We start from the raw sequence: 22652 nt of genomic DNA on the forward strand, positions 1-22652 counted from the left end.
GAATATTGTTGACGAGTTGGCTTCCATAGTCGGGGAGAATTGGGTTATTTCAGGGGAGGACAGGAGACTATACTCCTATGACGGTTTCACCGCAGTGGAGGCCGAGCCCTCTCTTGTAGTCCTCCCTGGAGATGAGGAACAGGCAGTCAAAGTGATAAGGTTACTCCTAGAAAGGAGGAAGAAGTTTCTCATAAGGGGGACTGGGACTAGTCTAAGCGGGGCCACAGTACCTATTAACAACGAGGTCGTTGTTTCCATGACCAGATTGAATAGAGTCCATAGGGTAGATGGACTGGAGATCGAGGTTGGCCCTGGTATTGCCAACGTGATGGTGACTAGAAACGCTCCCCCTCACCTGTTTTACGCTCCAGACCCATCGAGTTACACTGTGTCTTCCATAGGAGGTAACGTCTCCCATGACTCTGGAGGCGTCCATGTCGTAAAGTATGGTCCTACGTCCAACAGCGTCCTTGGGTTAAGGGTGATTCTCCCCAACGGATCGGTGGAGGACTTGACCGCAGGGCCTTTCCTCTCCCCCCTTCCTATTTTCATAGGAGCAGAGGGGACCCTCGGGGCTATCCTAAGGGCTACCTTGAGGTTGTTTCCAAAACCCCAGTCAAAGGTAAGCGTATTCGCTACCTTCAACAGCGTAAAGGACGCGGGAGACGCGGTGGTGGGAATATTCAGGACCGGAGTAATACCCTCAGCGTTGGAGATGATGGATAAAAACGCCATAAGAGTGGTGGAAAAAAGTAGATACAAGGCAGGACTACCAGACGTAGAGGCCCTCCTACTCATAGAGTTGGACGGAAGCGAGGACTCGGTTAGGGAACAGGAAAGGTTAGTGCTCAACGTAATAAGGAACTTGGGGGGTGAGACTTTACCCTCACAAAATGGTGAGAGGATATGGAACGCCAGGAAGGGGGCCTTCCCAGCGATGGGCGTGGTGTCCCCTGCCTACCTAACGTTGGACTGTAACGTTCCCAGGGTGGCCCTACCAGAGGTACTTACGGGAATATCCAGGATCTCAGAGACGAAGAGGGTGTTCGTAGCCAACGTATTTCATGCGGGGGACGGGAACCTTCACCCCCTGATACCTTACGATCCAAACAGACCTGAAAGTCTCAAGCAGGCCTTAGAGGCGAGCTCGGAAATCATGAAACTTGCCCTATCCCACGGTGGCGTACCATCAGGTGAACACGGGATAGGAATCGAAAAGCTCAAGTTCATGGACCTCTTTTACACAGAGACGGAATTGGAGGTATTAAGGAGGGTAAAGAGCGCCTTTGATCCAGAGAACCTCATAAATCCGTGCAAATTACTCGGCGGTTGTACCCCAATAAACGAAGTCACGAGGTGGATGTGGGAATGGGACTAGAGAGCCAGTGCGTCCACTGTGGTTTCTGCCTGGAGGCTTGTCCTACATACGTTGTGACCAGGTCTGAGGTACATTCCCCAAGGGGTAGGATAACTGCCGTAAAGCTCGGTGTTCCCACTGAAGGGATAGAGACCTGCATGTTTTGCAGGAGATGCGAGCTGGCCTGTCCCAGCGGAGTGGAATACGGAAAGCTCCTCCATAACGTTAGAAGGCCTACACCCCTTAAGTTCGCCGTGAACCTCGTAATGGAGAATCCAGCACTTGCATACAAGATAATTAGGTCGGCCAGGGGTACCAACTCCAGGCTCTTGAGCAGAATAAGGACCTTTCTACCTGATCCAAGCGAACCTCTAGAGTATAGAGAGGAGACCCCAGACCTACTGTTGTTCCCCGGGTGCGTTACGTCAATCTCGTTCAGGAAAACCGTGGAGAACGCATTAAATTTCATTAAGTCGTTAGGTTACAAGGTGGAGATAGTCAACGGGTGCTGCGGGCTTTCTCACTATAGTGAGGGGGAGAAAGGGAGAAGCAGTTTGTTGATCGAGAGGCTGAGGTCTAGGTTTCAGGGTAAGAGAGTAGTCTCCCTCTCAGCGAACTGTTCAGCCCACATGAAGGAAATGGGGCTTGAGATTGAGGACTTCTCCGAGTTCGCTCTGAAGCATATTAAGGAAAAAAGGGTGGACATTGAGTTAACGGTCCACGATCCGTGCCATGCTAACCTTGTGGGGTTGACCAAGGTTACCAGAGAGGTGTTGAAAAGACTTAACGTAAAGGTCAGAGAGATGGACGAACCGTCCTTTGAGTGCGGTGCAGGCGGAGGCTATTTCATCTTCCATCCTGAAATAGCTGACCAGGTCATGGAGGAGAAAGCTAGAAAGGTTAGAAAATCAGGTACTGAGTTGGTCTTGTCAACCAACCCAGTGTGTTCTATAGCCCTGGCCTTTAAGGGACTTAAACCCGTTCATCTAGCCGATATCCTGTCCCATGGCAGTTAAGATCTCTAGCCTGGCCCTTTCCCTCTCCCTCTCTAGGTCATACCCGTTCTCTTGCGCAACTTCCAGAACTTCCTTCCCTATTTCATTGCTCACGTAGATCCTAGGACACTCCCTGGCTTCCCTTAGATCCTGAAGATCTACCCCACTCTCTGAGGCCCTAACGGCAATCCCCCAGTCACATCCTATGCAAATCTGCCTCCTGTAAGGAACGGGTAGTGCAAAAAGTTTTGCTTTAGCCATAGCCACCGAACCTGAGGGGAGGAACCACTTTATTGCATCTAAGCCTAACCTAAGAAATGCTACCCCTAAATTCTTACCAACAACTGGGTAGTCCCTTTTCATGGATATGAACATGCCCCCTATTTCCTCAGGCCCTAATGGTCTTTTCATGACGATCTCAGAGAACGCATTGGCGTTGAAATAAGCCCGGATCACGTCCCTTTCGAGAACATACATGTTTATACTCTTTAAGTATCTAATATATATACATTACGATAGTTTAAGTTATTATTATTAATTTAAGTATTTTTGTAAATGAAATCCATATTATCGTGAATTCTCCTTTTTAAAAGTATTCTGTGAATACTCTAGACATGATTGTAACGGTCATTAATCAGAAGGGAGGAGTAGGGAAGACTACGACTGCTGTAAACCTAGCATACATTATGGCTAAAGACAAGAACGTAGGTCTTCTGGACATGGATCCAGAAGGGGGAACCTCGTTCTCCTTTGGTATTAGGAGGGATAAGAGGGAGTTTCCCATCGGAGGGAAAAGCGTCAATATATTTAACGTGGAGGTTTTCCCAGCCCACTTAGGTCTCCTTAAGCTAGAGCTCGGCGGTGAGGTGGAGGATGTGGTCAAGGAGATAAAGGCGTTAGGAAAGGATTACGACGTGTTAGTAATAGATACTCCGCCTAACCTGGGAACCTTGGCAGTTGCCTCCATGATTGCGGCGGATAAGGTCATATCCCCCGTTACTCCCCAACCCTTGGCTATGGAGGCTGTAAGGAACTTAGACTCTAGACTACAGAGTCTAGGGAAATCCGCGTCTGCTTTCACAAACATGTCCAAGAAAGCTGTAGAGCTTGAGCTAAAGTCTGTCAAGTTCGTGCACGTCGCCATACCGCCGTCTAAACTCTTCTCTGAATCCTCTAGACTTGGAGTACCTGCATCAAGATATGAGGAAGTGAGATTCAAGAAGGCTAGGATAGGAAAACTCTACGAGGAACTAGGTAAGGTGGTATTGGAGTGAGCGAACTAGATTTTTTACTTAAGCGGAAAAAGAAGGATGAACAGAAGAGTGGAGAGAGCGTAGAGAAGAGAACGGAGGGAAGAGTGCAGAGTGGAGAGAGCGTAGAGAAGAGAACGGAGGGAAGAGTGCAGAGTGGAGAGAGCGTAGAGAAGAGAACGGAGGGAAGAGTGCAGAGTGGAGAGAGCGTAGAGAAGAGAACGGAGGGAAGAGTGCAGAGTGGAGAGAGCGTAGAGAAGAGAACGGAGGGAAGAGTGCAGAGTGGAGAGAGCGTAGAGAAGAGAACGGAGGGAAGAGTGCAGAGTGGAGAGAGCGTAGAGAAGAGAACGGAGGGAAGAGTGCAGAGTGGAGAGAGCGTAGAGAAGAGAACGGAGGGAAGAGTGCAGAGTGGAGAGAGCGTAGAGAGACCAAATATACATGAAGTAGAATTAAACGTCGTTACAATCGGAAACGTAAAGCCCGACCTCCCACCTAGGGATGACGCCCAGGAAAATACGGAGACCCCGTCCTCTGGCATAGACGAAGTCGAGAAGTTAATGGGAAACTTTCTGGATAAGGATCCAAAAATAGGTGTATGGAGCTATCCGAGTTACATGGTCCTTCAATACCTGTTTCATACTAAGCCAGGGTTCAAAATGAGCAAAATGGCGAAAGACGCATTGGAGATAGGTATGAGACAACTTTTCCCTGATCTTTATTCCAAGGCCGAGAAAATAGCGAAAGATAAGGGACTACTTAGATAGACTGTTCCGCAACTTAACTAATTTTAGATTTCTCTTAACTAATTTTAGATTTCTACTTGTTTATCCAGCTTCAGGCTAGCAGATGGCCTCCCCTAAAGCGCAAGGCTTATCCTCATGTTATCTTTATGGGATATATCCCTTCAGTGACGTCCAGTAAATGTGGGTAAACATCCTCTTCATCCTGTTAAAGGCTACAGACTCATTGTAAGCCCTGCTTCTCTCAAAGTTCATGGTTATGAAAAGGCCCTTAGTGAAACCGGAGTACACAGCGCACATGGCGCTCCCGTCATATTTCTTCTCTTCCCCACCTTCCACCTTAGCCAGAATGTTGTTGGCAACTGTCTTTGCCTCATAGTGAGCCTTGGAGCCTGTTTTAGGTGGAACGATAATGTTGTTAGCGTCTCCCACTACGAATACGTTATCGTAATTTCTATACCTTAACGTAGTCTTGTCCACAGGAATGAAGCCAGACTGGTCAACTAGTCCTGAGAACTCTTCGCTGACCTTAACGGGGGCATCTAGAAGGGCGAGGTCGTACTTTACTTTCTCCCCGTCCTCCGATTCTACCTCCTTCTCCTTGGTGTTAACGCTCCTTATTTTGAACCCCCTCTTTATTTCTATTCCTAGCTCCTTAGCCCTCTTGCCTAATCTCTCAGCCATGGGTCTCTGAATCTCTGGGGGGTTTGTAACAGGGTTCAATAGGGTGACCTGAGCGTCCTTAAACCTCTCCTTTAATAGGAAGGAGAACTCAAAGGGCGCTGCGGGGCACTTTATAACTCCCCAATAGCCTACCACTATCCTCTTTCCATTGAATGAGGACAACTGCTCCTTGAGTTTTTTCCCCTCTTCCAGGGTGTGCCATGAGGGTACGTCAGGTGGATTTTTGCTTCTCACCCCAGGAGCCAATACAAGGTAGTCGTACTCCAATTTCCTATCCCCGACAAAAACAGTGTGATTATCTACCTCTACTTTGGTAACTTTTCCTTGAATTAGGCTGGCAGATATTACCTGGTCTACTCTCTTCACTATGGACTCTTCGCTCTCCACTCCAAAAACGTAGTCCACTATGCCAGGTTGGTACAAGTGGTAAGGAGAGGGGTCTACTACCGTGACATCTAGCTCTCTGCTCCTAAGCCTATTAGCGACAACCGCTCCCCCGTTGCCTCCTCCAACTATAACTACTTTCTGAACCATATTATCATCGTTTATATTGAAGAAAGAATATTTAAGATAAACTCTGTTTTTCCAAAAACTGACTTCCTCCCCGCCTTAAAGGACTAGGGTTCCCCTCACCGGTTTGGGTTTACGTCTCTGGTGTGGGAGCAGTCGAGAGGCCCAGAGGACCCCCTATAAAGGTCCATGACTGTGACTACGTCACGGTGGTTTTCATAACCGTAGTTGGGACAACCGAAGAACCTATGACTAACCTCTTCTATCCTTTCCCCACGCTTGGGGCAGTGAGTAGAGGAAGAGGGGCCTGCGTACACAACTTTCAAACCATGCTTTCTAGCTTGCCTCTCAACCCAGTACCGGACATGGGGTACTGCACGAGGTAGAGATTGTCCCTGAACTCTTTTGACAACTTCTTCACGTCCTTGACCATGTCGTTAAAGTCCTCTGAGAAGATCGCTGAGACGTAAATAGAGTTAGCTACGTCAACAACCCATCTATAGACTTTTCTGGCTGAGTCCTCCAACATGTTCCTAGCCTTCCTGTGGAAAGCCTCGCCCACGAGACGGAAATTGAAGGCATATGAAACCCTTCTCCTGTCCCTTCTCCTTGAGCAGAGAGCTAGATGAGAGGGGTTCTCTGAGCTTCCCCACTGCCCCTTGGATTAGAGTTTACCCAAAATCGATGGGAGAAACCCTCGCCTTCGAGGCGTGGCGGAAGTCGGCTTGTGACAAGTAGTTAATATTAGCTGCAAACTAATTGTTTTTTGGTTTTCATGGTTCACTCTAGGGGAGAAAACTTGAGGGAAAAGCCTGAGCTCGAAGAAAACTCTTCTCCTCAATTTGATGAGATAACCCTGAAGGTACCAACGGCTGTAATAATGGCTGGGGGCAAGGGATCGCGGCTTTCCCCCATGAAGCCTGTACTAAAGGTCTGCGGAAGACCAATGATCCAGTGGATCATAGACGTAGCGGAGAAATTCTCCGAGAGGGTTATTGTAGCCACTGTGAGGGGGCATCCTGCAGAGGAGGAGCTCTCCTTATTGTCCAAGGAGATCATTTACACATCAGGGAAGGGTTACGAAGAGGATGTCGTCGAGGCATTAAGGCAGGTCAAGTTGCCAGCCCTCGTGCTCTCATGCGACCTTCCCTTCATACCGAGAGAGGCCTTTGAGACCCTATTGAGGAGATGTAGGTCTTCCATTTGTTCCCTGTACACGGGATCTGGGTTTGTGGGAATGAGTCTGTGGAATTCTTTGAATTTAAACGACTACGAGACTATTCACTTCCATAAGGATATAATTAACGTGAATACGATAGACGAATTGGAGAAAGCTAATAAACTATGCTCTAATTTATAATCTGGTTCAGTTGAAGAGGATCCTCATTGTCTCCCCAGTTAGGGGAGTCTTCTTTCCGATCTATCTCGTGCTGGGACTACTCCTTCTCCTCGTCTCCATAAGTTACTTTGAGTACCTTCTAGTGCAGACAGGACTGCCAAAAGAGATTGGGTATGCCCTAGCAGTGGAGATTTCGTTTCTCAGCTTAGCTACTAGTCCTGTCAACGTGATAGTCAAGGAATTGAGGACACCACCTATTGAGCCAGAGTATGAAGTGATTTACGTGTTCGGATTTCCGGTTTACTATCGTAGGATTGAGATGCCTACCTACACTCTTCTGGCTTTCAACGTCGGCGGAGCCATAATCCCGGCTTTCCTGTCGTTAACCCTTCTTTACCTCGTTTCTGAGAAGCTCCTTATTCTCGTCAATGTATTGGTAATAGTCGTTATCTCGAAGTTATTTTCCAAGGTCTCTAAGGGAGTGGGGGTTGTAATGAACCCTCTTATAGCACCGCTTTTCTCGGTCACGGTAAGTTATCTACTATTTTTCAGGGACCCAATACTGGTTCCAACTTCAGCATACATAGGTAGCGTCTTAGGGACTCTCATTGGTGCTGACCTCCTAAATTTAAGGAAGATTCTAGAGGCCAGACCCCAGCTCATAAGTGTAGGGGGCATGGGGACTTTTGACGGGATATTCATGTCAGGTCTGCTATCGATAGTCCTAGGTCAGTTGCTGATCTCTCTGTAGTCTAGAGACTAGAGAAGTGTGTGATATTTGGGACCAGGTATTATGGGCTATCCAGGAAGGTGAGTTTCTTCCAAACCTCTGTAGTTGGGAAAAGAGAAGATATTTTTGATATGAAGCTAATTCTAGGATATGAAAATGAATATAGAAAGGTTAAGGAGAGGGGCACTAAAAATGTTGATACTAGACGCCCTCGTCGGTAAACCTATGCATGTTTATGAAATAATGAAGTCCATAGAGAAGAAATTTAATGGGGTGTATAAGCCTAGCCCTGGCTCAATTTACCCTGTGCTTAAGACCCTCATAGGAGAAGGTCTAGTCGAAGTAAAGGAGGTAAACGGAAGGAAGGTCTATGAAATAACCCAGTTAGGTAGAGAGAAATGGGAAAAGGGAAAGAGCGAAATCAAAAGCGTATTCTCCTCAAACTCTGGTTACAGAAGAGTTATTTCTTCCCTATTTGACATGAGCCTAGTCATCTACAACTACAAAGATAAGCTCGCCGATCAAGAAGTGTATGATAAGATCAACGCAATCCTAATGGAGTGTAGAACTAAGCTGGAGGAGACGTTGGAAGCTCGATCGAGCTCCTCCCCGCATTAAAAGGCGAGGTTTATCTTTCCTCTATCAGGGATAACAGGTGAAAAGCCCTTTCCACAACCTCCTTTGGGTTTCTACCTAGAATAAAGGTCCCTGGCTCCTTTCCAAAATCTCCCTTATCTACTATGAGCTCCGGAATCGCCCCAGTTTCCTCAAACGCCTTTCTTACCATGAAGTTCATTGTCCTCCTCTCCACTTGTTTATCTGAAGTGGACTCCGACGCTCTATCAAAAACGTAAGGGTTCAATGTCAAAAATTTTGGATGAAATATGACGTTCATCGCACTCCTCATCCGCTGGTCAAACTCCATAGCAGTTAAGATCACTCTGGCTATGTGATCTGAGGCCCCGAAGGCAGGAGGCAGGCAATAAAGTATCCTTTGAAATGCTACTGATACCCTTCCAGGCACAGCTGCAACATCAAAAACATTTTTTGCGCCATTGACAGCATATCCCAAGTTTGTTCTCACTTCAGGTATCAGTAAGTAAGACCTCTCGTTGGAGGAGAAGACCTTTAATGCGTCCTGAAGTTCTGTTAGAACTTCCCTCCGTTCTTGTTCCTCCATGTGTCATTATGTGGCAATTCCCGATTAAAAATCGTCTCTGTCCTTTACCGCTGGACGCTTAATATTCTGTACAGTACGAGGCCTATCCCTGAGACCATGGTATATCCTAAAACTATGAAGTAGACATCCAGGAATGATCCGTGAACCACGAAAAATGAGGAAATCAAAGGAGATAGACCACCAGCGTACATTGCCCCAATTTGATAAGAGAACCCGCTAGCTGTATATCTAACTTCCACAGGAAAGCTCGAGGCGTTCAAGAGCCCATATTGAGCCCATGATATTGTTGAAAGCTTAAGTAACACGATAGCTAGGAGTAAGTCCTTGCCTGAAAAAAGGAAGTATAGACCTGGTAAAGAGACTAACGCTCCCAAGAGGACTAAGAATGACATTGCTACCAGTGATCTCCTCAATGTGGTCCCAAGCCACGTTAATGGAAGGAGGGATATCAGCACGACGGTGTCCCCAACCATTAGATACTGTATGCCGACGGCCAGAGATACGTTGTCCAATTTCATTATGGGAAGAGCATAAGTAGCTATCAAAGTGGTAACTGACGCACCCAAACTCACCAACGCTGAGGAAACTAAAATTTGCTTGTAATAATTCTTAATAGCCCGAGCTAAAGGTGTCATCCTCCTTAACCTTAAAACTTCAAGGAATGCAGGGCTCTCGCTAATGTTTTTTCTAACGAAGAAGTTTATTATAGCTATTATGCCACCAAGTAAAACTAGCACTCTCCACCACAAAGTTAAATCCCGATGAAACACTAAGAGACCGAGTAACGCAAACATCTCCCCTAAGGCAGGTCCAGATTGGACGAACCAGGACCACAGCCCCTTGTTCTCGCTTTTCCAGTTGCACTCTAAAACTATAGCTATAGCTCCACCATATTCACCTCCTATCCCTAGACCAAATAGGAATCTAAGCAAGACCAGTAAAAGAACTGAGTCAAAGCCTAGAGCGCTATAACCTGGAAGTGAACCAATCAAAACGTACGAGGCACCAACTAATACCATGTTAAGGGATAGTCCTGTCCTCCTACCTTGCTTATCTCCCATATTCCCAAAGATCATAGCTCCCACTGGTCTTGCCAAAAAGGAGACAAAGTATGTGCTTAGGGATATCAGCATAGCGCTCAATTGACTGTAACCTGGAGGGAAGAATATCTTTGGGAAAACTAGAACCGAGAGAAGGGCGTAAAGAAAGAAATCATAGTACTCGATGGTTGTTCCTACCAGGGAGAAAATACCCACCTTCACCTTTTCGCCTAACTTTAGATCAGACATTGTGAAATTTAATGGATTCGGGATTCCTTTGAATATTTCGTTAAATGCAAATTTTGCATAAATCGTTTGTTAGGAATGACGCCAGCCCTAAGATTCCTAGTCCCTCGCAACTTGGGTTTAACGCTAAGGCAACGCATAAAAGGAACATGGAGGACGGGAGTGTCGGTCACGTCCTTTACTTCCTACCAGATGAGAGTTTTAGTCACTTTCTCAGGACATCTATCTCCACAAAAGTACAAGATCGCTATCATCACGTAGACTAAGAGGATATTAAACTAATACTTAAGTTATTTAACCTCTTTACACGATTTCTGGTATGCATAACGTTAAAATCGTATATTGTAGACCGTGCGGTTATCTGGATAGAGCCCTGGATACAGCGAGGGAAATCCTGTCCTATTTCGAGGACGTTAAGGTAGAGTTGGAACAGGGGAAAAACGGTATTTTTGACGTATACGTCGACGGAGAGCTGAAGTTGTCCAGATATCAACTCAAGAGGTTCCCAGAAATCCAGGAAATCCTAATGGAAATAGGTAAGAAAAAACAGGTAACTTGACTTTCTTTTTAAACTCTAGTTCTCATCCTATCGAAAATATGTTTTAGCTTCATCTCTTCCATTCTTATGGTCTTTAACAGGTTTGGACTGCTGAAACTTAACTCTGGAGCACCTAGTTGAAGGGATATGGTACTAATGGTTTCCCCTATTGAGAGGGAACCTAGGTTAGCAGTCCTCCCTTTCAGTAAGGTGAGCAGCACGTTCCCTAACCAAAGCATTGTAGCTGCGTCTGCAATTAGCGCTCCGAAGGCTGATATAACCTCAGGGGTGACATATACTGGAGTTCTGGGGAAGACCTCAGCCCTCCTGGTCAATCCTGCCAGCCCTAGAGCGTCAAATCCGTACACTACCATCGCAGTACCCACCATATATCCGGCCATATGGATCCATCCTAACTTAGTGGAGAACCACATTCTGCCAGTCAGCATCGGAATTAAGTAATATAGAGTAGCGAAACCGGCAGGAACTATGGACCAGAATATCATGGCGTGGAAGTGGCCAGGAACCCACATCGTGTTGTGTATAATGGAGTTGAAGGCTATGTCCGCGTTAGATATACCAGTGACACCTGCAGCTATGGATCCGGCAAAGGATATGGCTATCCAAGCTGAGATTAAGTTCATCTTGACTGAAGCTCCCTTCACGGTCGCCCACAGATTGAAGAAGGTAAGCATAGAGGGGACAACTACAGCGTAGGTCAATACTTCCTGAAGAACCTTCAGTGAAACGGGGAAGTCGACCATGTAGAGGTGGTGAATGGGGACGTTATTGGAGAATATTAGGTACATTAAGGCAGCTATCCTCGCCATCTTGTCACTATATAGGGGTTTATTGGCCAACAGAGGGATCAAGTAATACATGGACGCTATGGCAGGCATCCACACTATGTACACAATGGAGTGACCTAGTATCCAAAAGGCAATCTGATTAGCTATCACGTTCATTCCAGTGACGCCAGCTATTGCCAGTAGATCCCAAGTGTTAGCTGCAGCTTCTCCGCTCCATCCCAATGCTATCATAAGGGCTGTTACTAGGGCGAACACCGCGAAGATCGGTAGCTTTTCCTTTGTAGTCTTTGAGGCGAGGTAGAAGTGATATATGAGCCAAATTACAAACATGTAAGTCCCTATGTCCAAGAGTTCCATACCGATGTACCACAGAGGGCTCAAAACGTACTGAGATACGTTTGGAAGACCCAGTGGAGCGAGGTAGTACCAAGATCCTGCGGAGAAGTAGTTGTCATTGAAGGTAGGGTAGAGGACTATTGGTCCCTCCAGAAGCATAAAAGATATGTTAAAAATTACGAAGGCTAAGTTCATGAACCATTTAGCTCTAGGCTGTAGGTTAAGCATCCTAAGGGAGAGGAACGCGAATATTGCTATCTCGAGCTGGACTGCGAAACCGAAAAGGTCCCTAGCGCCATGCAGGGTAATCGATCCATAATACTCCTGGGAGGTGAGGATGAAGTTAGAGGAGCTTGCCCACACCACTTCCTGAATCCTAGCCATGAGAGCGTCTATGATACCCAAGATCCCCCACACTAGGCTCATCACAATCATAGCCATTGTAATTCTTGAGAGCCAGTCCTTGTCAAGTTGAAACACACTTTTAACAAAATTTACCAACCCGCTTAGTGGAGTTTCCATATCTTACATTAACGGGGCTACCTATATATACGTTTATCTTATAAAAGCTAAAAATAGTTCCCAATTAAATGTATTGAATTCTTTTTTTCAAAAAATAAATTTTTGACTTATATTAAGTACCATTGCTTCCTAATTTCTCCCTTATCCAAGATCTGAAGTCATAGATCCTGATATTTTCGTACGGGCACGCCTCCATACAGTCACCGACCCCAATACACCTCATGGATTTGAATTCTCCCTCCTTGATGAATTTTCCAGGGAGGTCAGTGTTACCTACTGGGCAAGCTTCACTACAAGCTTTGGTCTCGCACTTTACGCAGAGATCAGGGTTCTTAACCCTCAACCTGAATAGTCCCAGCCCGCCAAAGAACTGGTTGAAGGTGCCCCAAGAGCACCATCCCTGAGTTACGCAGGCATAAGAACCCATGAAGGGGATGGAAATGAAAACAACGTACCAAAGGAAGTTAAAGTAGAAGGAGTAAAGAAACACTGTCGGGTCGTTTCCCAGGATGGTGACATTTATTACCCCATCCTGGTTTAAGAACGATAGGACGGCGAAGGCTAAGAGTGATCCCCATACAACTAGGGCAATAACCTTATACCAAGGTCTCAGCCTACTTGATAACGTTTTCCTTCCCAACCTTGAGGTCCTGTTATATGACTTCAAGGACTCATAAAACGTACCCTGATACATGGTGGGGGCGGTGCAGGTTACTGAACAGATTTGTCTGGAGCCGAATAGGAACGATAGAACCGCGCTCACCACGTAAGTTCCAATTATACCTGGGATGAGATAGTTGGAGGCAACTGGTCCCAGAGTACCCAAGCCCATGCTCCACATATAGGGGATGAAAGCTATCTTGGAAGATAAGGGGGAAAAATTCGGAAGGTAAATGGTATAAATGGCGTAGGCTGATACCATTAGGGCTAACCTGATCTTGTTCTCCCTAAACTTCACCTCCCTTATCCTAAATAACGCTAACATCCCCATTTCCGTTCCCATCATGACTAGAAACCAAGTCGACCCGGTGACTGAGCCGAAGATCGAGAGGAAATCGAACAGGGAACCTAGTCCGTAATAAGAGAGCGGGTTCACGAAGCCTAAACCAAGTGAGGACAAGAAACCCCTCACTCCTGTTGAGAAATTCCCTGAAGCGAAGTCCAAAACCCCTCCCATTAGCCACTCCATGATAAAAGTTACTAGTATGAAAGAGAAGGTCCACTTGGAGTCCTTCATATAGTTTCCTTTAACGTGATTTGGTCCGTTAATTGCTCTGTATATGAACCACGTCATTCCTCCTAGCATTGAGGCGTCAAAGAGGTACCAGGAACCTGTCAAAAAGTAGGTAAATATTCCAGCCATCATGAACGAAAAAACTAACATCAGTTCAAGGGAGGTCATGGTCTCTTGGGTTCTCTTCAGTCTGTCTCTATATAGTGATTCATAGATGAGAATTGTGGCTATGATCATTAGGCTTGCGTTAAACCATATGGTGTCGTTCACATATTGGGTAACTTGTGGGAGGATAACGGGTGATATTCCCATGATTGGAAGTGCAATAATGAGGTAATTTCTCAAGGGTTGGGTCAAACTCTTGAAGGAGTAAAGGAGAGTAAATAACATCTCTGATATCATAACAGCGTAGTACCAGTAGTTCTCAACACCCAGTAGTGGGTTCCCAAGTTGTTTCGTGACCATGGTAAAGAACGTCTGACCCATAAACGCCTCGGAAAGAGCCATAAGTCCAGCGAAAACCAAGATGGTGTACCAACGCCTTACTTTTACCTTCTTGTTGATGTTAAAGAGAATGGGGATAAGACCGAAAATCATATAGGCTGAATTTGAAGCTAGGGCTACTGCCTCCGTGACCTGGTTGGGTGACGAAAAGAAAACTGATAGGGAAGCGAACATGACGACCATGCTACCTGTCAGGTACAGTACCAGCAGGAAGCCAACACCATCTATCCCTCTTTTAACTAGATAAATGAGATAAATTGAGAATGCTGCCATTAGACCAGCTATCAGTAGAAAAATGGGAAAATAATCCATTGCCCTTCTCTGTTAAACTAAGGGATCTCGATGTATTTAAGGGTTGTTAAGGAGAACCAGTTCTACTGTTTATTTCGTTCAAAATTTATGTTATTGCTTGCAACTGTTGCTAGAGGATTCATATATGCGAGGCTTTCCTTACCTTGTAAGACTTTCACCTAGATCCCTAACCGAAGTACAACAATTAGAGACCATTCATTCATCCCTTGTATTGATCAAAGTGAAAGAGATTTAACCCTTCCTCCTAATTACCCTACATGGTAGTGAATCTAGAGAGGAGAAAGAATTACCTTCTCCTTTCGTTCAATACGGAAGGTAAGTATAACGTTTTTAACTCAAGGTTTATGATAGATATGATAGATGCCTTAGACAAGGTCGAGAAGGTTCGTGACGTTCACTATCTGGTAGTGAGAGGGGAGAACGGTAACTTCGGTTCTGGGGCAGACATAAGGGAGCTCCTAAAGGCCTCAACCGATAAGGAGTATGCTAAGGTCTTTTTTGGGCATATGAAGGACCTTTTCGTAAAGATGATGTCAATAAATAAGGTCACCATAGGGCTAGTGGAAAACGTTGCTTTTGGAGCCTCCATGGAGTTGCTTCTAATCCTTGACGTTGTGTTGGCCAAGTCTGGAACTAGGTTCGCTGCCCCTGGTGGGAAGTTGGGAGTTTTCCCGCCTGTTCTGGTTTCAATAGGTCCTTACATCTTAGGACATAGGGCATCGAGAAAGCTGGCAATGTTAGGAGAAGAACTTGACACTAAAAGGGCTTTGGGGGTAGGTCTGATAGATCAGGAAGTAGAGGATCTCGATAAGGGACTGGTCGAGATACTGGAGAGGATGAAGCAGATGTCCCCCTCCTCTCTCGTCAGGATGAGGAAATTGATCCTATTTTCCCTAATCCCTTACTTAGACAAGGCCTTCGAAGAGCTGTCGACCCAAGTAATCACTGACGAGGCTAGGGAGGGAATAGGCTCTTATCTGTCCAAAACTTCTCCATCATGGACTTCAGTCAGTTTCTCTTAACTTCATCAATTTCCCTCCGGCGTAAACGAACGCGACAGTAGCCACTCCTATGTAAACTACTTGGGCAAAGGAAGGCAGGGTGTTATACACCACTAAGTCCCTTATCACGTCGTTTATTATGGATAAGGGCTGATATGCAACTAGGGGTCTGAGCACTGTCGGAAATGCCTCTATCTGGAAGAACGCGTTACTGAGGAACATAAGGGGGAATACAAGGATATTGGCAGCTGTCTGGGCTACGAAGAGCTTGTCCTTGGGGCTTAATCCGAAGATCACCGAGCCTAGACCAGCGAACATCAAAGTTGAGATAATAAGGAAGACTATGAAAGAAAGACTGATCAGGGGTAAAAACCCAAACGCTATTCCCAAGAGGAGAATAGGCACTATGGAGATCAACGTTATGACTATCTCGTAAATTATCAGCCCCATTACCCACTCGTAACTCCTAAGTGGAGACGCAGCCAGCCTGTCAACTAGTCTATCTCTGTAGTAACCGGCAGCTACTCCAGTAATACCAAAGAGCCCATTTGAGAGAGACACTACTCCGATCATTCCTGAGATGACGTATCCGTAGTAGGAGAATCCCTCTTGTGGGAGGTTTTGAAAAGTAACTGCCTTATTCCCAGAGAAGAACTCCTGTACTAGGGCTTCAAGTGAGGGAATCAGGTAAGAGTCATCCTGGGGATAGTAGAGGTATACCTTATCCCCATTGACTTGCGCAAATATGTAATTATGGAGCAGGGCTTCCCTCATTCCCATTCCCGTCGTTCCTGTAAAGAGCGATGAGGAATCGAGGAAATGAGCCAAAGAAGAGTTCCCCTGAACGACTACGGTAACGTGAGGTTGAGCAGCTGAACCGAAGCCCAAGGCAAAGATTAAGGTAAGGAACAATGGGAAGAATATTACAAAGAAAAGGGTTGTCCTACTGCTCAGGTTGTCTTTTATTATTGCTAGTGCAGTGATTAAGGCTTTCCTCATGAAGTATCACCCAGAAGTTCCATTAGGGCTAAGTACGCTTCCTCTAAAGTCTGTTTCCTGAACTCTTCCATTAATTCTCTCGGGCTAGAAAGCCTTACTAATTTCCCGTCAAAAATTACCCCTACTCTATCGGAGAGCCTCTGGGCCTCGTCCAGATAATGGGTTGTTAGGAGCACGGTCACACCCCTCCTCTTAACCTCGGTAATGAGGTCCCAGAGATCCCTCCTTGATCTCGGATCTAACCCCACGGTCGGTTCATCCATGAAAAGCAACTTGGGGTCTCCGGCTAAAGAGCACGCAATGGCTAACCTCCTTTTGTAGCCCCCTGAAAGGTTCCTATATCTAGTCTTCCTGTACTCAAGCAAGTCCACAGTTTTCATCAGCTCTTCAACCTGGGACTCATCCCCGTTGTAGAGCTTGACGAAGTACCTAAGGTTCTCCTCAGCTGTTAGATCCGAGAAGCCCTGAAACTCCTGGGGGACTACTCCTATTTTTTCCCTTATCTTATTACACTCTTGGGGCACGTTAAAACCAAGAACTTCAACCTTACCTTGGCTAGGCTTAATCATACAGGACAGTATCTTCACGGTAGTGGTCTTTCCCGCACCGTTCGGACCTAGAAGGGAGAACACCTCCCCATGATCCACGTGGAACGTTATCCCCTTTAAGGCCTCTTTCCTCTTATTGTAAACTTTCCACAAGTTTTCAACGTTAATTATTTTCATAAGGCTGAGTTGCCTATCTCTTATTTTAGTAATAACTTTTTCTCAAAGGGATTTGACCCTCAGTTGATAAAGGAAGGGCGAATCTCGCCTTCTAGGCGGTATCTTGTTTTTCAAGCCTTGACATAACTCTGCTCTATGGCACTCCCATCCGGTAAACTCCTAAAACATGAGGAGCGGGAGCCGATCTCTCGCGCAATACCGGAGGGGCCGTCTGTACTATAGCTGTCTGGCTACTTCTGAATAGATCACAAGATAAAATTAGATACATATCTTGAGAAAACCCTTCCTGAAGCTTCAAATAGTAAGGAAGACGTCCATCTCCTATTAGCCTTTACTTTTTCTATTACGTCCTTAAGGTTTAGTGTTTTTACTAGTAGTTTTATTGCCTCTTCAGCTGCCTTGTAATATTTCTCTGGAGCTTGTAAAACATCTCCCTTCTCTATTAAGTTATCAGCTTCCTCAATCCACTCTAAGATTAGCGGTTTTATCTGAGAGCTCGACAAGTTTTTTCACTTTTTCAGCTTCTATGGCTAGAATATCTTTAGGCAGATTTACAGTTAAAATCACTACAGCTGATTTCCATAGGTCAATAATTTCCTCATCACGCAGCCTTTTAGCTATCTCGATTACAGCGTCGTGTAAAACTCCCAAACTCCAATAACCTTCTTCTTTTACTTTTTCTATTACGTCCTTAAGGTTTAGTGTTTTTACTAGTAGTTTTATTGCCTCTTCAGCTGCCTTGTAATATTTCTCTGGAGCTTGTAAAACATCTCCCTTCTCTATTAAGTTATCAGCTTCCTCAATTAAAACATCCGAAGCAGATAGTAGATTAATACTCTCCATCAAAATGAATGTAGAGTATACCTTAATAAACCAAAATCAAAAAGAATTATTAGTCCATGTTGTGTAAAAAAGGCTAACTGAGACTATTGTAGTTGCCCTTCTGTTTGGACTTATAGCTGGTGTTACAATCGTTGTTTATATGTGCTGGGCGATAGGTGAATTGGGATACGGTTTCGATGAGGATTTCCCCTACCGTCCTCTGCTCAGCCATATCTCAAACTATGAGAAAGATCTACGTTTCGTTTTAGGGTGGTTAAGAAAGAACAGACCAAACAAGTTGTTAAAAGAGACACACAAAGGGATCTATGAGACACTAAGGAAAAAGTTTGATCTACCTCCAAGTTAGCTATAGACTGTTATAGGGACGCCATAGTAGAGTACAAGTCGTGGTTGAAGAACCCTAAACGCGGTAGGTACCCAGTAATAAAGAGGGCCTATGTCTGGTTGACGCAAGAACCGTTATACTCCATTGACTTCAACAAGATAACAGTGAGGATAGCTAGGGTTGGCGAGTTACCAATAGAGGGTTATCCAAGGAACTTGCCAGAATACAAGGGCTGGGAGATGAGGGAGGCTAGGCTAGATTTAAGAGATGGAAAGGCGTTTCTGAAGGTCTCTTTCCTCAAGGACTGGGAGGAGCCAGAGGCTAAAGACGGTGTCGCCGTAGACATAAACATGGCTGATGTAGTTGTAGGCAAAGACTATAAGTAGTACGTCAGAATACCAACGCGTTTAGAGCGCGTTTAGAGGATGCACACCACTACAAGTCACTAGCTGAGTCACTACAGAAGAAGTACGAGGGGAGGTGGAAGGAAAACGAGAGGGTCCTTAGCAGGATTAGGGCGTACCATAAAAAACCTAGGAACGTCTTAGAGGACTCAGCTAGGAAAATCGGAAAGTGGATAGTAGAGATAGCTAAGTCGTTCAACGTCTTAGCCATACTCTTAGAGGACTTAAATGACCTCATCAAGAGCGTGAAGAAGCGATCACCGCGGTTTAGGGATAAACTCTATCTTATGCAGTACCGTAGGCTTCAGACTGGGTTGAGTAACATACTAAGAAACACGGACTTAAGGTAGTATACGTTGACCCACAATACTCCTCTACTCGCTGTCCTAAGTGTGGGAAAGAAATGGAGGAAATGTGATATAGGTATTTTCGTTGTCCTTGTTATGGTTATGGGGATGACTGTGACGTTATCGCGGTCATGAACTTGTATGGGAGGGAGTTTCTGACCCTCTCGACTGCCCCCAGATGAGAGATGTAACTCCGAACCGATAAGGGGAACCCCGCCGTGGCGGCGAGGAAGTCAGAACGTCGTCTACTGTAATCCAGTGGGGAGTCAGGGTTATGGGGAGGAGTTCGCAAAGGACGTAGTCGGGGACTGAGGAGGGAAGGACTTCCAGCAGATAATGGCCTTCGTAAAGCTAGTCAACGAGGAGTTCAACCTCAAAGGAAGTTCGGCTTTACGGGGGCTCCTACGGGGGCTACATGACCAACTGGATAGTCACCAAGACGGACTTCTTTTCGTAAGCAATTAGCGAGAGGAGCACATCAAACTTGGTGAGCATATGCGGCACTAGCGACATAGCTGAGACAGACAAAGAGTATACGCGTTATGCCTCACATCCTAGAAGTTACGTTATCAAACCAGATGGCTCTATAGCAAAAATACTGTTGATATGTATAGTGTGTTAAGAATAATTGGCAGATTGAAAGAAGACGGAGGATTAGAAATAGATCTGGAAAAGCATAAGTGGTGGATAAGCGGTATATGTAGTAAAGATATTAACGCCTTAAGATGCCCATTTTACAGTAATAAGAGATGTCTGATTCAGTTAAAGGCATTAAGAAATTGTTGGCGAAGAAAGAGGTAATGCTGCTCACGGTTTTGAGGCCAATAATATTGAGCGAGGTCGTAACTGGGGTCATCTCGTACTATCTTTTTCAGACCGGGATCATACACAGAGACCTATTTTTACAGTCCCTTGTTCTATCGTACCTTCAGCCCATAATCTACATAGCTCAGAGCGTTAGGTTTTTAGGGGATTACATAAGGAGCCCAAGGGCGAGCTGGGTCTTACTTTCCTCCATATCTGCGACTTCCTTGATATTGATTGGCTTCCTAGTTAAGGAGCTCTCACTGGCTTCGCTTGTTGCGGCCTTAGTCCTTCTGTTCACCACAGTGGCTCCGGGTTCAATCATGGGCACTCTGGCGTTTGGAGTGTTTAAGAGGGTGTTAAAGGAGGAGCAGGAATATATGGCGCTCTCTCAAATCCAGAGGGCTATGTACATCTCTTCTGCATTGGTGGAGTCACTACTCCTTTTCCTCATAGGGCTATACGGCGTAGCCGTAATAACGTTCTCATTTATATTCCTCGGAGTTTATTACTTAATAGTGAACATATTTCTAGCGTTGAAAATAGACATAGAGAGAACCAACAACGGGGGAAAGGGTTTTTCCATAAGTAAGGAAGCCCTCTCAAAGTACTGGGAGATACTGAGGAAGAACAAACGTTATTTTTACGGGGTATTCCTCTTACGTATTCCCTTTGTATTAGTATCAGCTTCTTCGCTATACTTTTACTCGTTGTTCGGTAGTTCGGCTGACTACTATCTATTTGCTTCAATTTGGAACATAGTGGGAATCGTAGGGATAGTTGCAGCAATTTTGACAGCGTCTGAACTCATGAAAAGTCTAAAGACGCTGTCAAACGGATCCCTCGTGCTCCTAATGTCGTCTATCTGTTTCTTCGTATATCTAATAGCAGTATATACGCTAAAGTTTACTCCCTACGTCTATTTCGCCCTTTTATTACCAATAGTCTACATAGCGAATGCATTAATAATAGCGTTAAATATGATATCTGATGTAGTCGTCCCCAAAGAATATTTCGGCCACATAACTAGCATAGAGAGCGTGATGTCCCTCCTCCTCTCAGACGCTTCCCTAATAGGGATCGGATATCTTGCCCAAAACGTTAGCGTCACCCTCTCCTTAGTCATAGTGACGTTAGGGGTGGTTATCCCCAGCGCTTTTGTCTATTTTAAGGCAAAGGACATAAATTTGATTAACGATAGTTCTTCATAATTTCTGTTTCTCTTGCCGCCTTCACAAAGGGGAGGCAAGCCGTTCGACGACCTTTCCTATGACGCTGTCTTCTTCTCTACGAGGAGCGGGAGTTTAGTTTGAGGCTAGCTTACTGGGATGCCGTTCACAGAGTTGCCCAGTAACGGTTGAAACGCGTAGTTGGGGGCGCGATCGTAAAAGCCCTAGAAGAGGAGAGAGGAAATTAAAGGTGTTACTCCCCTTTACGGGAGTTACGTCGCCTAAGGTAATTGTGGCTAACATGTTTATGCCTAAGTCTATTGAAGCTGCCTTGTTACCTATAGGCGTCTCTATCTGCACCTTGCTCTGGCATTTTTCTCTGTTTCTCGTGAGGGTTGTAGGTCTTAAAAACCTCCGCTAATTGTCATAAAAGAATGCCAACCCTCGCCCTTTAGGACGGAGAGGAGGTCAAATACATTTTCACGTGAAATCTTAAAACCATTGAAACCAATGACTCCCTCTCCAGATGGCCGTGATAAAAGGAAACAAAACCCTTCAGAACTTAGAGGAGGAAGGGAAAAGGACGTATATGTGAGAACGAGAAGTTTTTAAAAAAGCGATTTTTAAACGAGTATCGTCTCTTTGCTCAAATGCTGTGGCTGGTATTTACGTCAGGGAAGTGCAACTTGGTCTGCGACTACTGTGGGGGATCCTTTGAGAAGACTGTAGTCCCGTGGAGCGTTAAGTATGATATCAAAAAGATCAAAGGACTGATCGAGAGGGACCCAAAACCGACAGTTATCTTCTACGGAGGAGAGCCCCTGTCAAATCCCAAGTTCATTGAGACTTTTATGGATGAGATCAAAGCCACTCGATACGGTATCCAGACTAACGGTACCTTAGTGAAATTGTTACCAGAAAATTACTGGAGGAGAATTAACGTGGCTCTCCTTTCCATTGATGGTAGGAGGGAGGTGACTGATAAACATAGGGGAAAGGGCATTTACGATAGGGTAATAAAGAATGCAGGCTACTTAAAATCGCTTGGCGTAGAGACCATAGCAAGGATGACCGTTACGATGGACAGTGATATCTTAATGGAAGTCTCCCATCTTCTTGAAACGGGTGTTTTCGACAAGATTCACTGGCAACTGAACATAGTGTGGACCGATAGGTGGGATGTGGAAACTTGGTCTAAAAACGTTTATCTCCCAGGTATTAGGTCCCTAGTTGATCTGTTTGCCTCCAACCTGGAGAGAGGTAAGGTGCTCAAGATAATCCCCATCCTGGGCGTAATTAGTGCTCACTACTTCGGAGGGTACAGAGGTTCTCCGTGCGGAGCTGGGTACAACTCAGTTTCAGTCACAACAGATGGGAGAATCTTGTCCTGCCCGATCGCTGTCAGGGAGAAGTGGGCTGAGCTCGGGGACGTGAACTCTGGATTTTCTCTTATGGACGAGCCATTACCTAAAGAGTGTATGAACTGTGAATTCAAAAGGTATTGCGGAGGAAGATGCCTCTATGCCTCCAAGGAGAAGTATTGGGGAGAGGAAGGTTTTAAGATAACGGATGAGATAAATAAGGAATACCTTAGAACCGTTCTGTCCCTGATACCTAAGATTGACCAACTACTCAAGAAAGGGGTAATTTCCCTATCCGATCTCAGGTACGATCCCACGCAGGATTCCACGGAAGTAATACCCTGAGTC

Annotated in this window: 25 protein-coding genes and 2 pseudogenes; 15 read left to right on the top strand and 12 right to left on the bottom strand. The window is 45.4% G+C overall.

The features are described 5' to 3' along the window. The first annotated feature begins 4 nt into the window (after positions 1 to 4). Both GWK48_RS08145 and GWK48_RS08150 read left to right on the top strand, forming a co-directional pair. Positions 5 to 1378: an FAD-binding oxidoreductase gene (locus tag GWK48_RS08145; RefSeq protein ID WP_425487500.1), complete on the top strand. Its 1374-nt coding sequence runs from the start codon at positions 5 to 7 to the stop codon at positions 1376 to 1378. Further along, a complete protein-coding gene (locus GWK48_RS08150; protein WP_174631250.1) occupies positions 1369 to 2373 on the top strand; it encodes a (Fe-S)-binding protein in 1005 nt (334 codons plus the stop codon). The genes GWK48_RS08145 and GWK48_RS08150 overlap by 10 nt, the downstream gene beginning before the upstream one ends. Here the strand turns inward: GWK48_RS08150 and segC are convergent. Continuing rightward, positions 2344 to 2829, bottom strand: coding sequence for a SegC family DNA-binding protein (gene segC / locus GWK48_RS08155; protein ID WP_174631252.1), 486 nt, complete (start codon positions 2827 to 2829; stop codon positions 2344 to 2346). The two genes, GWK48_RS08150 and segC, sit on opposite strands and share 30 nt — an antisense overlap. A gap of 137 nt (positions 2830 to 2966) precedes the next feature. Between segC and GWK48_RS08160 the strand changes: the two genes are divergently transcribed. Beyond that, positions 2967 to 3626, top strand: a complete 660-nt coding sequence (locus tag GWK48_RS08160; protein WP_174631254.1) for a ParA family protein — start codon at positions 2967 to 2969, stop codon at positions 3624 to 3626. Beyond that, positions 3623 to 4366, top strand: a complete 744-nt coding sequence (locus GWK48_RS08165; protein WP_174631256.1) for a hypothetical protein — start codon at positions 3623 to 3625, stop codon at positions 4364 to 4366. The genes GWK48_RS08160 and GWK48_RS08165 overlap by 4 nt, the downstream gene beginning before the upstream one ends. Positions 4367 to 4489: 123 nt before the next feature. On the opposite strand, the gene GWK48_RS08170 is transcribed toward GWK48_RS08165, so the two are convergent. The 3 genes from GWK48_RS08170 to GWK48_RS08180 form a co-directional block, all read right to left on the bottom strand. Further along, the gene (locus GWK48_RS08170; protein ID WP_174631258.1) at positions 4490 to 5560 is read right to left on the bottom strand and encodes an NAD(P)/FAD-dependent oxidoreductase; all 1071 of its coding nucleotides are present in this window, start codon (positions 5558 to 5560) and stop codon (positions 4490 to 4492) included. Between the two features lie 95 nt (positions 5561 to 5655). Then, complete coding sequence (locus tag GWK48_RS11840) at positions 5656 to 5853, bottom strand: hypothetical protein (RefSeq protein WP_425487501.1); 198 nt, start codon at positions 5851 to 5853, stop codon at positions 5656 to 5658. A gap of 5 nt (positions 5854 to 5858) precedes the next feature. Continuing rightward, positions 5859 to 6098, bottom strand: coding sequence for a hypothetical protein (locus tag GWK48_RS08180; RefSeq protein WP_174631261.1), 240 nt, complete (start codon positions 6096 to 6098; stop codon positions 5859 to 5861). 237 nt (positions 6099 to 6335) lie between these two features. Here GWK48_RS08180 and GWK48_RS08185 point away from each other — a divergent pair, with 237 nt between their 5' ends. The 3 genes from GWK48_RS08185 (at position 6336) to GWK48_RS08195 (ending at position 8223) form a co-directional block, all read left to right on the top strand. Continuing rightward, entirely contained in the window at positions 6336 to 6896 is a 561-nt protein-coding gene (locus GWK48_RS08185; protein WP_246263781.1) for an NTP transferase domain-containing protein, read from the top strand. Between the two features lie 10 nt (positions 6897 to 6906). Continuing rightward, complete coding sequence (locus GWK48_RS08190) at positions 6907 to 7626, top strand: DUF1614 domain-containing protein (protein ID WP_174631263.1); 720 nt, start codon at positions 6907 to 6909, stop codon at positions 7624 to 7626. 129 nt (positions 7627 to 7755) lie between these two features. Beyond that, on the top strand, positions 7756 to 8223 hold the full coding sequence (locus tag GWK48_RS08195) for a PadR family transcriptional regulator (protein ID WP_174631265.1): 468 nt from the start codon (positions 7756 to 7758) through the stop codon (positions 8221 to 8223). A 10-nt stretch (positions 8224 to 8233) separates the two neighbouring features. Here the strand turns inward: GWK48_RS08195 and GWK48_RS08200 are convergent, their stop codons facing one another. Beyond that, positions 8234 to 8785: a thiamine-phosphate synthase family protein gene (locus GWK48_RS08200; protein WP_174631267.1), complete on the bottom strand. Its 552-nt coding sequence runs from the start codon at positions 8783 to 8785 to the stop codon at positions 8234 to 8236. 44 nt (positions 8786 to 8829) lie between these two features. Further along, positions 8830 to 10074 carry an MFS transporter gene (locus tag GWK48_RS08205; RefSeq protein ID WP_174631269.1) on the bottom strand — a complete coding sequence of 415 codons (1245 nt, stop codon included), beginning with the start codon at positions 10072 to 10074 and terminating at the stop codon, positions 8830 to 8832. Positions 10075 to 10390: 316 nt separating this feature from the next. Between GWK48_RS08205 and GWK48_RS08210 the strand changes: the two genes are divergently transcribed. Beyond that, positions 10391 to 10630: an Rdx family protein gene (locus GWK48_RS08210; RefSeq protein ID WP_174631271.1), complete on the top strand. Its 240-nt coding sequence runs from the start codon at positions 10391 to 10393 to the stop codon at positions 10628 to 10630. Between the two features lie 8 nt (positions 10631 to 10638). Here GWK48_RS08210 and GWK48_RS08215 read toward each other — a convergent pair whose 3' ends face one another. Both GWK48_RS08215 and GWK48_RS08220 read right to left on the bottom strand, forming a co-directional pair. Next, positions 10639 to 12276: a cbb3-type cytochrome c oxidase subunit I gene (locus GWK48_RS08215; RefSeq protein ID WP_174631273.1), complete on the bottom strand. Its 1638-nt coding sequence runs from the start codon at positions 12274 to 12276 to the stop codon at positions 10639 to 10641. A 112-nt stretch (positions 12277 to 12388) separates the two neighbouring features. After that, positions 12389 to 14326, bottom strand: a complete 1938-nt coding sequence (locus GWK48_RS08220; protein WP_174631275.1) for a 4Fe-4S binding protein — start codon at positions 14324 to 14326, stop codon at positions 12389 to 12391. A 257-nt stretch (positions 14327 to 14583) separates the two neighbouring features. On the opposite strand from GWK48_RS08220, the gene GWK48_RS08225 reads away from it, so the two are divergent. Further along, positions 14584 to 15348, top strand: a complete 765-nt coding sequence (locus GWK48_RS08225; RefSeq protein WP_174631277.1) for an enoyl-CoA hydratase/isomerase family protein — start codon at positions 14584 to 14586, stop codon at positions 15346 to 15348. Here GWK48_RS08225 and GWK48_RS08230 read toward each other — a convergent pair. The 4 genes from GWK48_RS08230 to GWK48_RS08245 all read right to left on the bottom strand — a co-directional run bounded on the left by GWK48_RS08230 (position 15331) and on the right by GWK48_RS08245 (position 17894). Further along, a complete protein-coding gene (locus GWK48_RS08230) occupies positions 15331 to 16326 on the bottom strand; it encodes an ABC transporter permease (RefSeq protein WP_174631279.1) in 996 nt (331 codons plus the stop codon). The two genes, GWK48_RS08225 and GWK48_RS08230, sit on opposite strands and share 18 nt — an antisense overlap. Further along, complete coding sequence (locus GWK48_RS08235) at positions 16323 to 17051, bottom strand: ABC transporter ATP-binding protein (RefSeq protein WP_174631281.1); 729 nt, start codon at positions 17049 to 17051, stop codon at positions 16323 to 16325. The genes GWK48_RS08230 and GWK48_RS08235 overlap by 4 nt, the downstream gene beginning before the upstream one ends. A 245-nt stretch (positions 17052 to 17296) precedes the next feature. Continuing rightward, complete coding sequence (locus GWK48_RS08240; RefSeq protein WP_174631283.1) at positions 17297 to 17554, bottom strand: PaREP1 family protein; 258 nt, start codon at positions 17552 to 17554, stop codon at positions 17297 to 17299. Then, complete coding sequence (locus GWK48_RS08245; RefSeq protein WP_174631285.1) at positions 17511 to 17894, bottom strand: PaREP1 family protein; 384 nt, start codon at positions 17892 to 17894, stop codon at positions 17511 to 17513. Before GWK48_RS08245 ends, GWK48_RS08240 begins: the two co-directional genes overlap by 44 nt. Before the next feature lie 390 nt (positions 17895 to 18284). On the opposite strand from GWK48_RS08245, the gene GWK48_RS11770 reads away from it, so the two are divergent. The 6 genes and pseudogenes from GWK48_RS11770 to GWK48_RS08265 all read left to right on the top strand — a co-directional run bounded on the left by GWK48_RS11770 (position 18285) and on the right by GWK48_RS08265 (position 22649). Next, positions 18285 to 18605 (top strand): hypothetical protein, encoded by a 321-nt coding sequence (locus GWK48_RS11770; protein ID WP_343043978.1) that lies wholly within the window; start codon positions 18285 to 18287, stop codon positions 18603 to 18605. Between the two features lie 200 nt (positions 18606 to 18805). Beyond that, positions 18806 to 18973 carry a hypothetical protein gene (locus GWK48_RS11775; protein WP_343044010.1) on the top strand — a complete coding sequence of 56 codons (168 nt, stop codon included), beginning with the start codon at positions 18806 to 18808 and terminating at the stop codon, positions 18971 to 18973. Positions 18974 to 18984: 11 nt separating this feature from the next. Further along, a pseudogene (locus tag GWK48_RS11780) lies at positions 18985 to 19041 on the top strand (transposase); the annotation flags it as partial. Positions 19042 to 19207: 166 nt separating this feature from the next. Then, positions 19208 to 19424 (top strand): annotated as a pseudogene (locus tag GWK48_RS11785) (prolyl oligopeptidase family serine peptidase); the annotation flags it as partial. A gap of 295 nt (positions 19425 to 19719) precedes the next feature. Next, positions 19720 to 20985, top strand: a complete 1266-nt coding sequence (locus GWK48_RS08260) for a hypothetical protein (protein WP_174631287.1) — start codon at positions 19720 to 19722, stop codon at positions 20983 to 20985. 608 nt (positions 20986 to 21593) lie between these two features. After that, positions 21594 to 22649, top strand: a complete 1056-nt coding sequence (locus GWK48_RS08265; protein WP_174631289.1) for a radical SAM/SPASM domain-containing protein — start codon at positions 21594 to 21596, stop codon at positions 22647 to 22649. Positions 22650 to 22652: the final 3 nt, after the last annotated feature.

It is taken from the genome of Metallosphaera tengchongensis, assembly GCF_013343295.1.
In the GTDB taxonomy this organism is placed as follows: domain Archaea; phylum Thermoproteota; class Thermoprotei_A; order Sulfolobales; family Sulfolobaceae; genus Metallosphaera; species Metallosphaera tengchongensis.

Excerpts from the sequence above, each read along its gene's own strand:
- GWK48_RS08160 (WP_174631254.1), top strand. The coding sequence starts at position 2,967 with ATGATTGTAACGGTCATTAATCAGAAGGGAGGAGTAGGGAAGACTACG.
- GWK48_RS08235 (WP_174631281.1), bottom strand. The coding sequence starts at position 17,051 with ATGAAAATAATTAACGTTGAAAACTTGTGGAAAGTTTACAATAAGAGG.
- GWK48_RS08245 (WP_174631285.1), bottom strand. The coding sequence starts at position 17,894 with ATGGAGAGTATTAATCTACTATCTGCTTCGGATGTTTTAATTGAGGAA.
- GWK48_RS08260 (WP_174631287.1), top strand. The coding sequence starts at position 19,720 with ATGTCTGATTCAGTTAAAGGCATTAAGAAATTGTTGGCGAAGAAAGAG.
- GWK48_RS08205 (WP_174631269.1), bottom strand. The coding sequence starts at position 10,074 with ATGTCTGATCTAAAGTTAGGCGAAAAGGTGAAGGTGGGTATTTTCTCC.
- GWK48_RS08220 (WP_174631275.1), bottom strand. The coding sequence starts at position 14,326 with ATGGATTATTTTCCCATTTTTCTACTGATAGCTGGTCTAATGGCAGCA.
- GWK48_RS08215 (WP_174631273.1), bottom strand. The coding sequence starts at position 12,276 with ATGGAAACTCCACTAAGCGGGTTGGTAAATTTTGTTAAAAGTGTGTTT.
- GWK48_RS08265 (WP_174631289.1), top strand. The coding sequence starts at position 21,594 with ATGCTGTGGCTGGTATTTACGTCAGGGAAGTGCAACTTGGTCTGCGAC.
- GWK48_RS08170 (WP_174631258.1), bottom strand. The coding sequence starts at position 5,560 with ATGGTTCAGAAAGTAGTTATAGTTGGAGGAGGCAACGGGGGAGCGGTT.
- GWK48_RS08200 (WP_174631267.1), bottom strand. The coding sequence starts at position 8,785 with ATGGAGGAACAAGAACGGAGGGAAGTTCTAACAGAACTTCAGGACGCA.
- GWK48_RS08210 (WP_174631271.1), top strand. The coding sequence starts at position 10,391 with ATGCATAACGTTAAAATCGTATATTGTAGACCGTGCGGTTATCTGGAT.
- GWK48_RS08195 (WP_174631265.1), top strand. The coding sequence starts at position 7,756 with ATGAAAATGAATATAGAAAGGTTAAGGAGAGGGGCACTAAAAATGTTG.
- GWK48_RS08230 (WP_174631279.1), bottom strand. The coding sequence starts at position 16,326 with ATGAGGAAAGCCTTAATCACTGCACTAGCAATAATAAAAGACAACCTG.
- GWK48_RS08225 (WP_174631277.1), top strand. The coding sequence starts at position 14,584 with ATGGTAGTGAATCTAGAGAGGAGAAAGAATTACCTTCTCCTTTCGTTC.
- segC (WP_174631252.1), bottom strand. The coding sequence starts at position 2,829 with ATGTATGTTCTCGAAAGGGACGTGATCCGGGCTTATTTCAACGCCAAT.
- GWK48_RS08150 (WP_174631250.1), top strand. The coding sequence starts at position 1,369 with ATGGGACTAGAGAGCCAGTGCGTCCACTGTGGTTTCTGCCTGGAGGCT.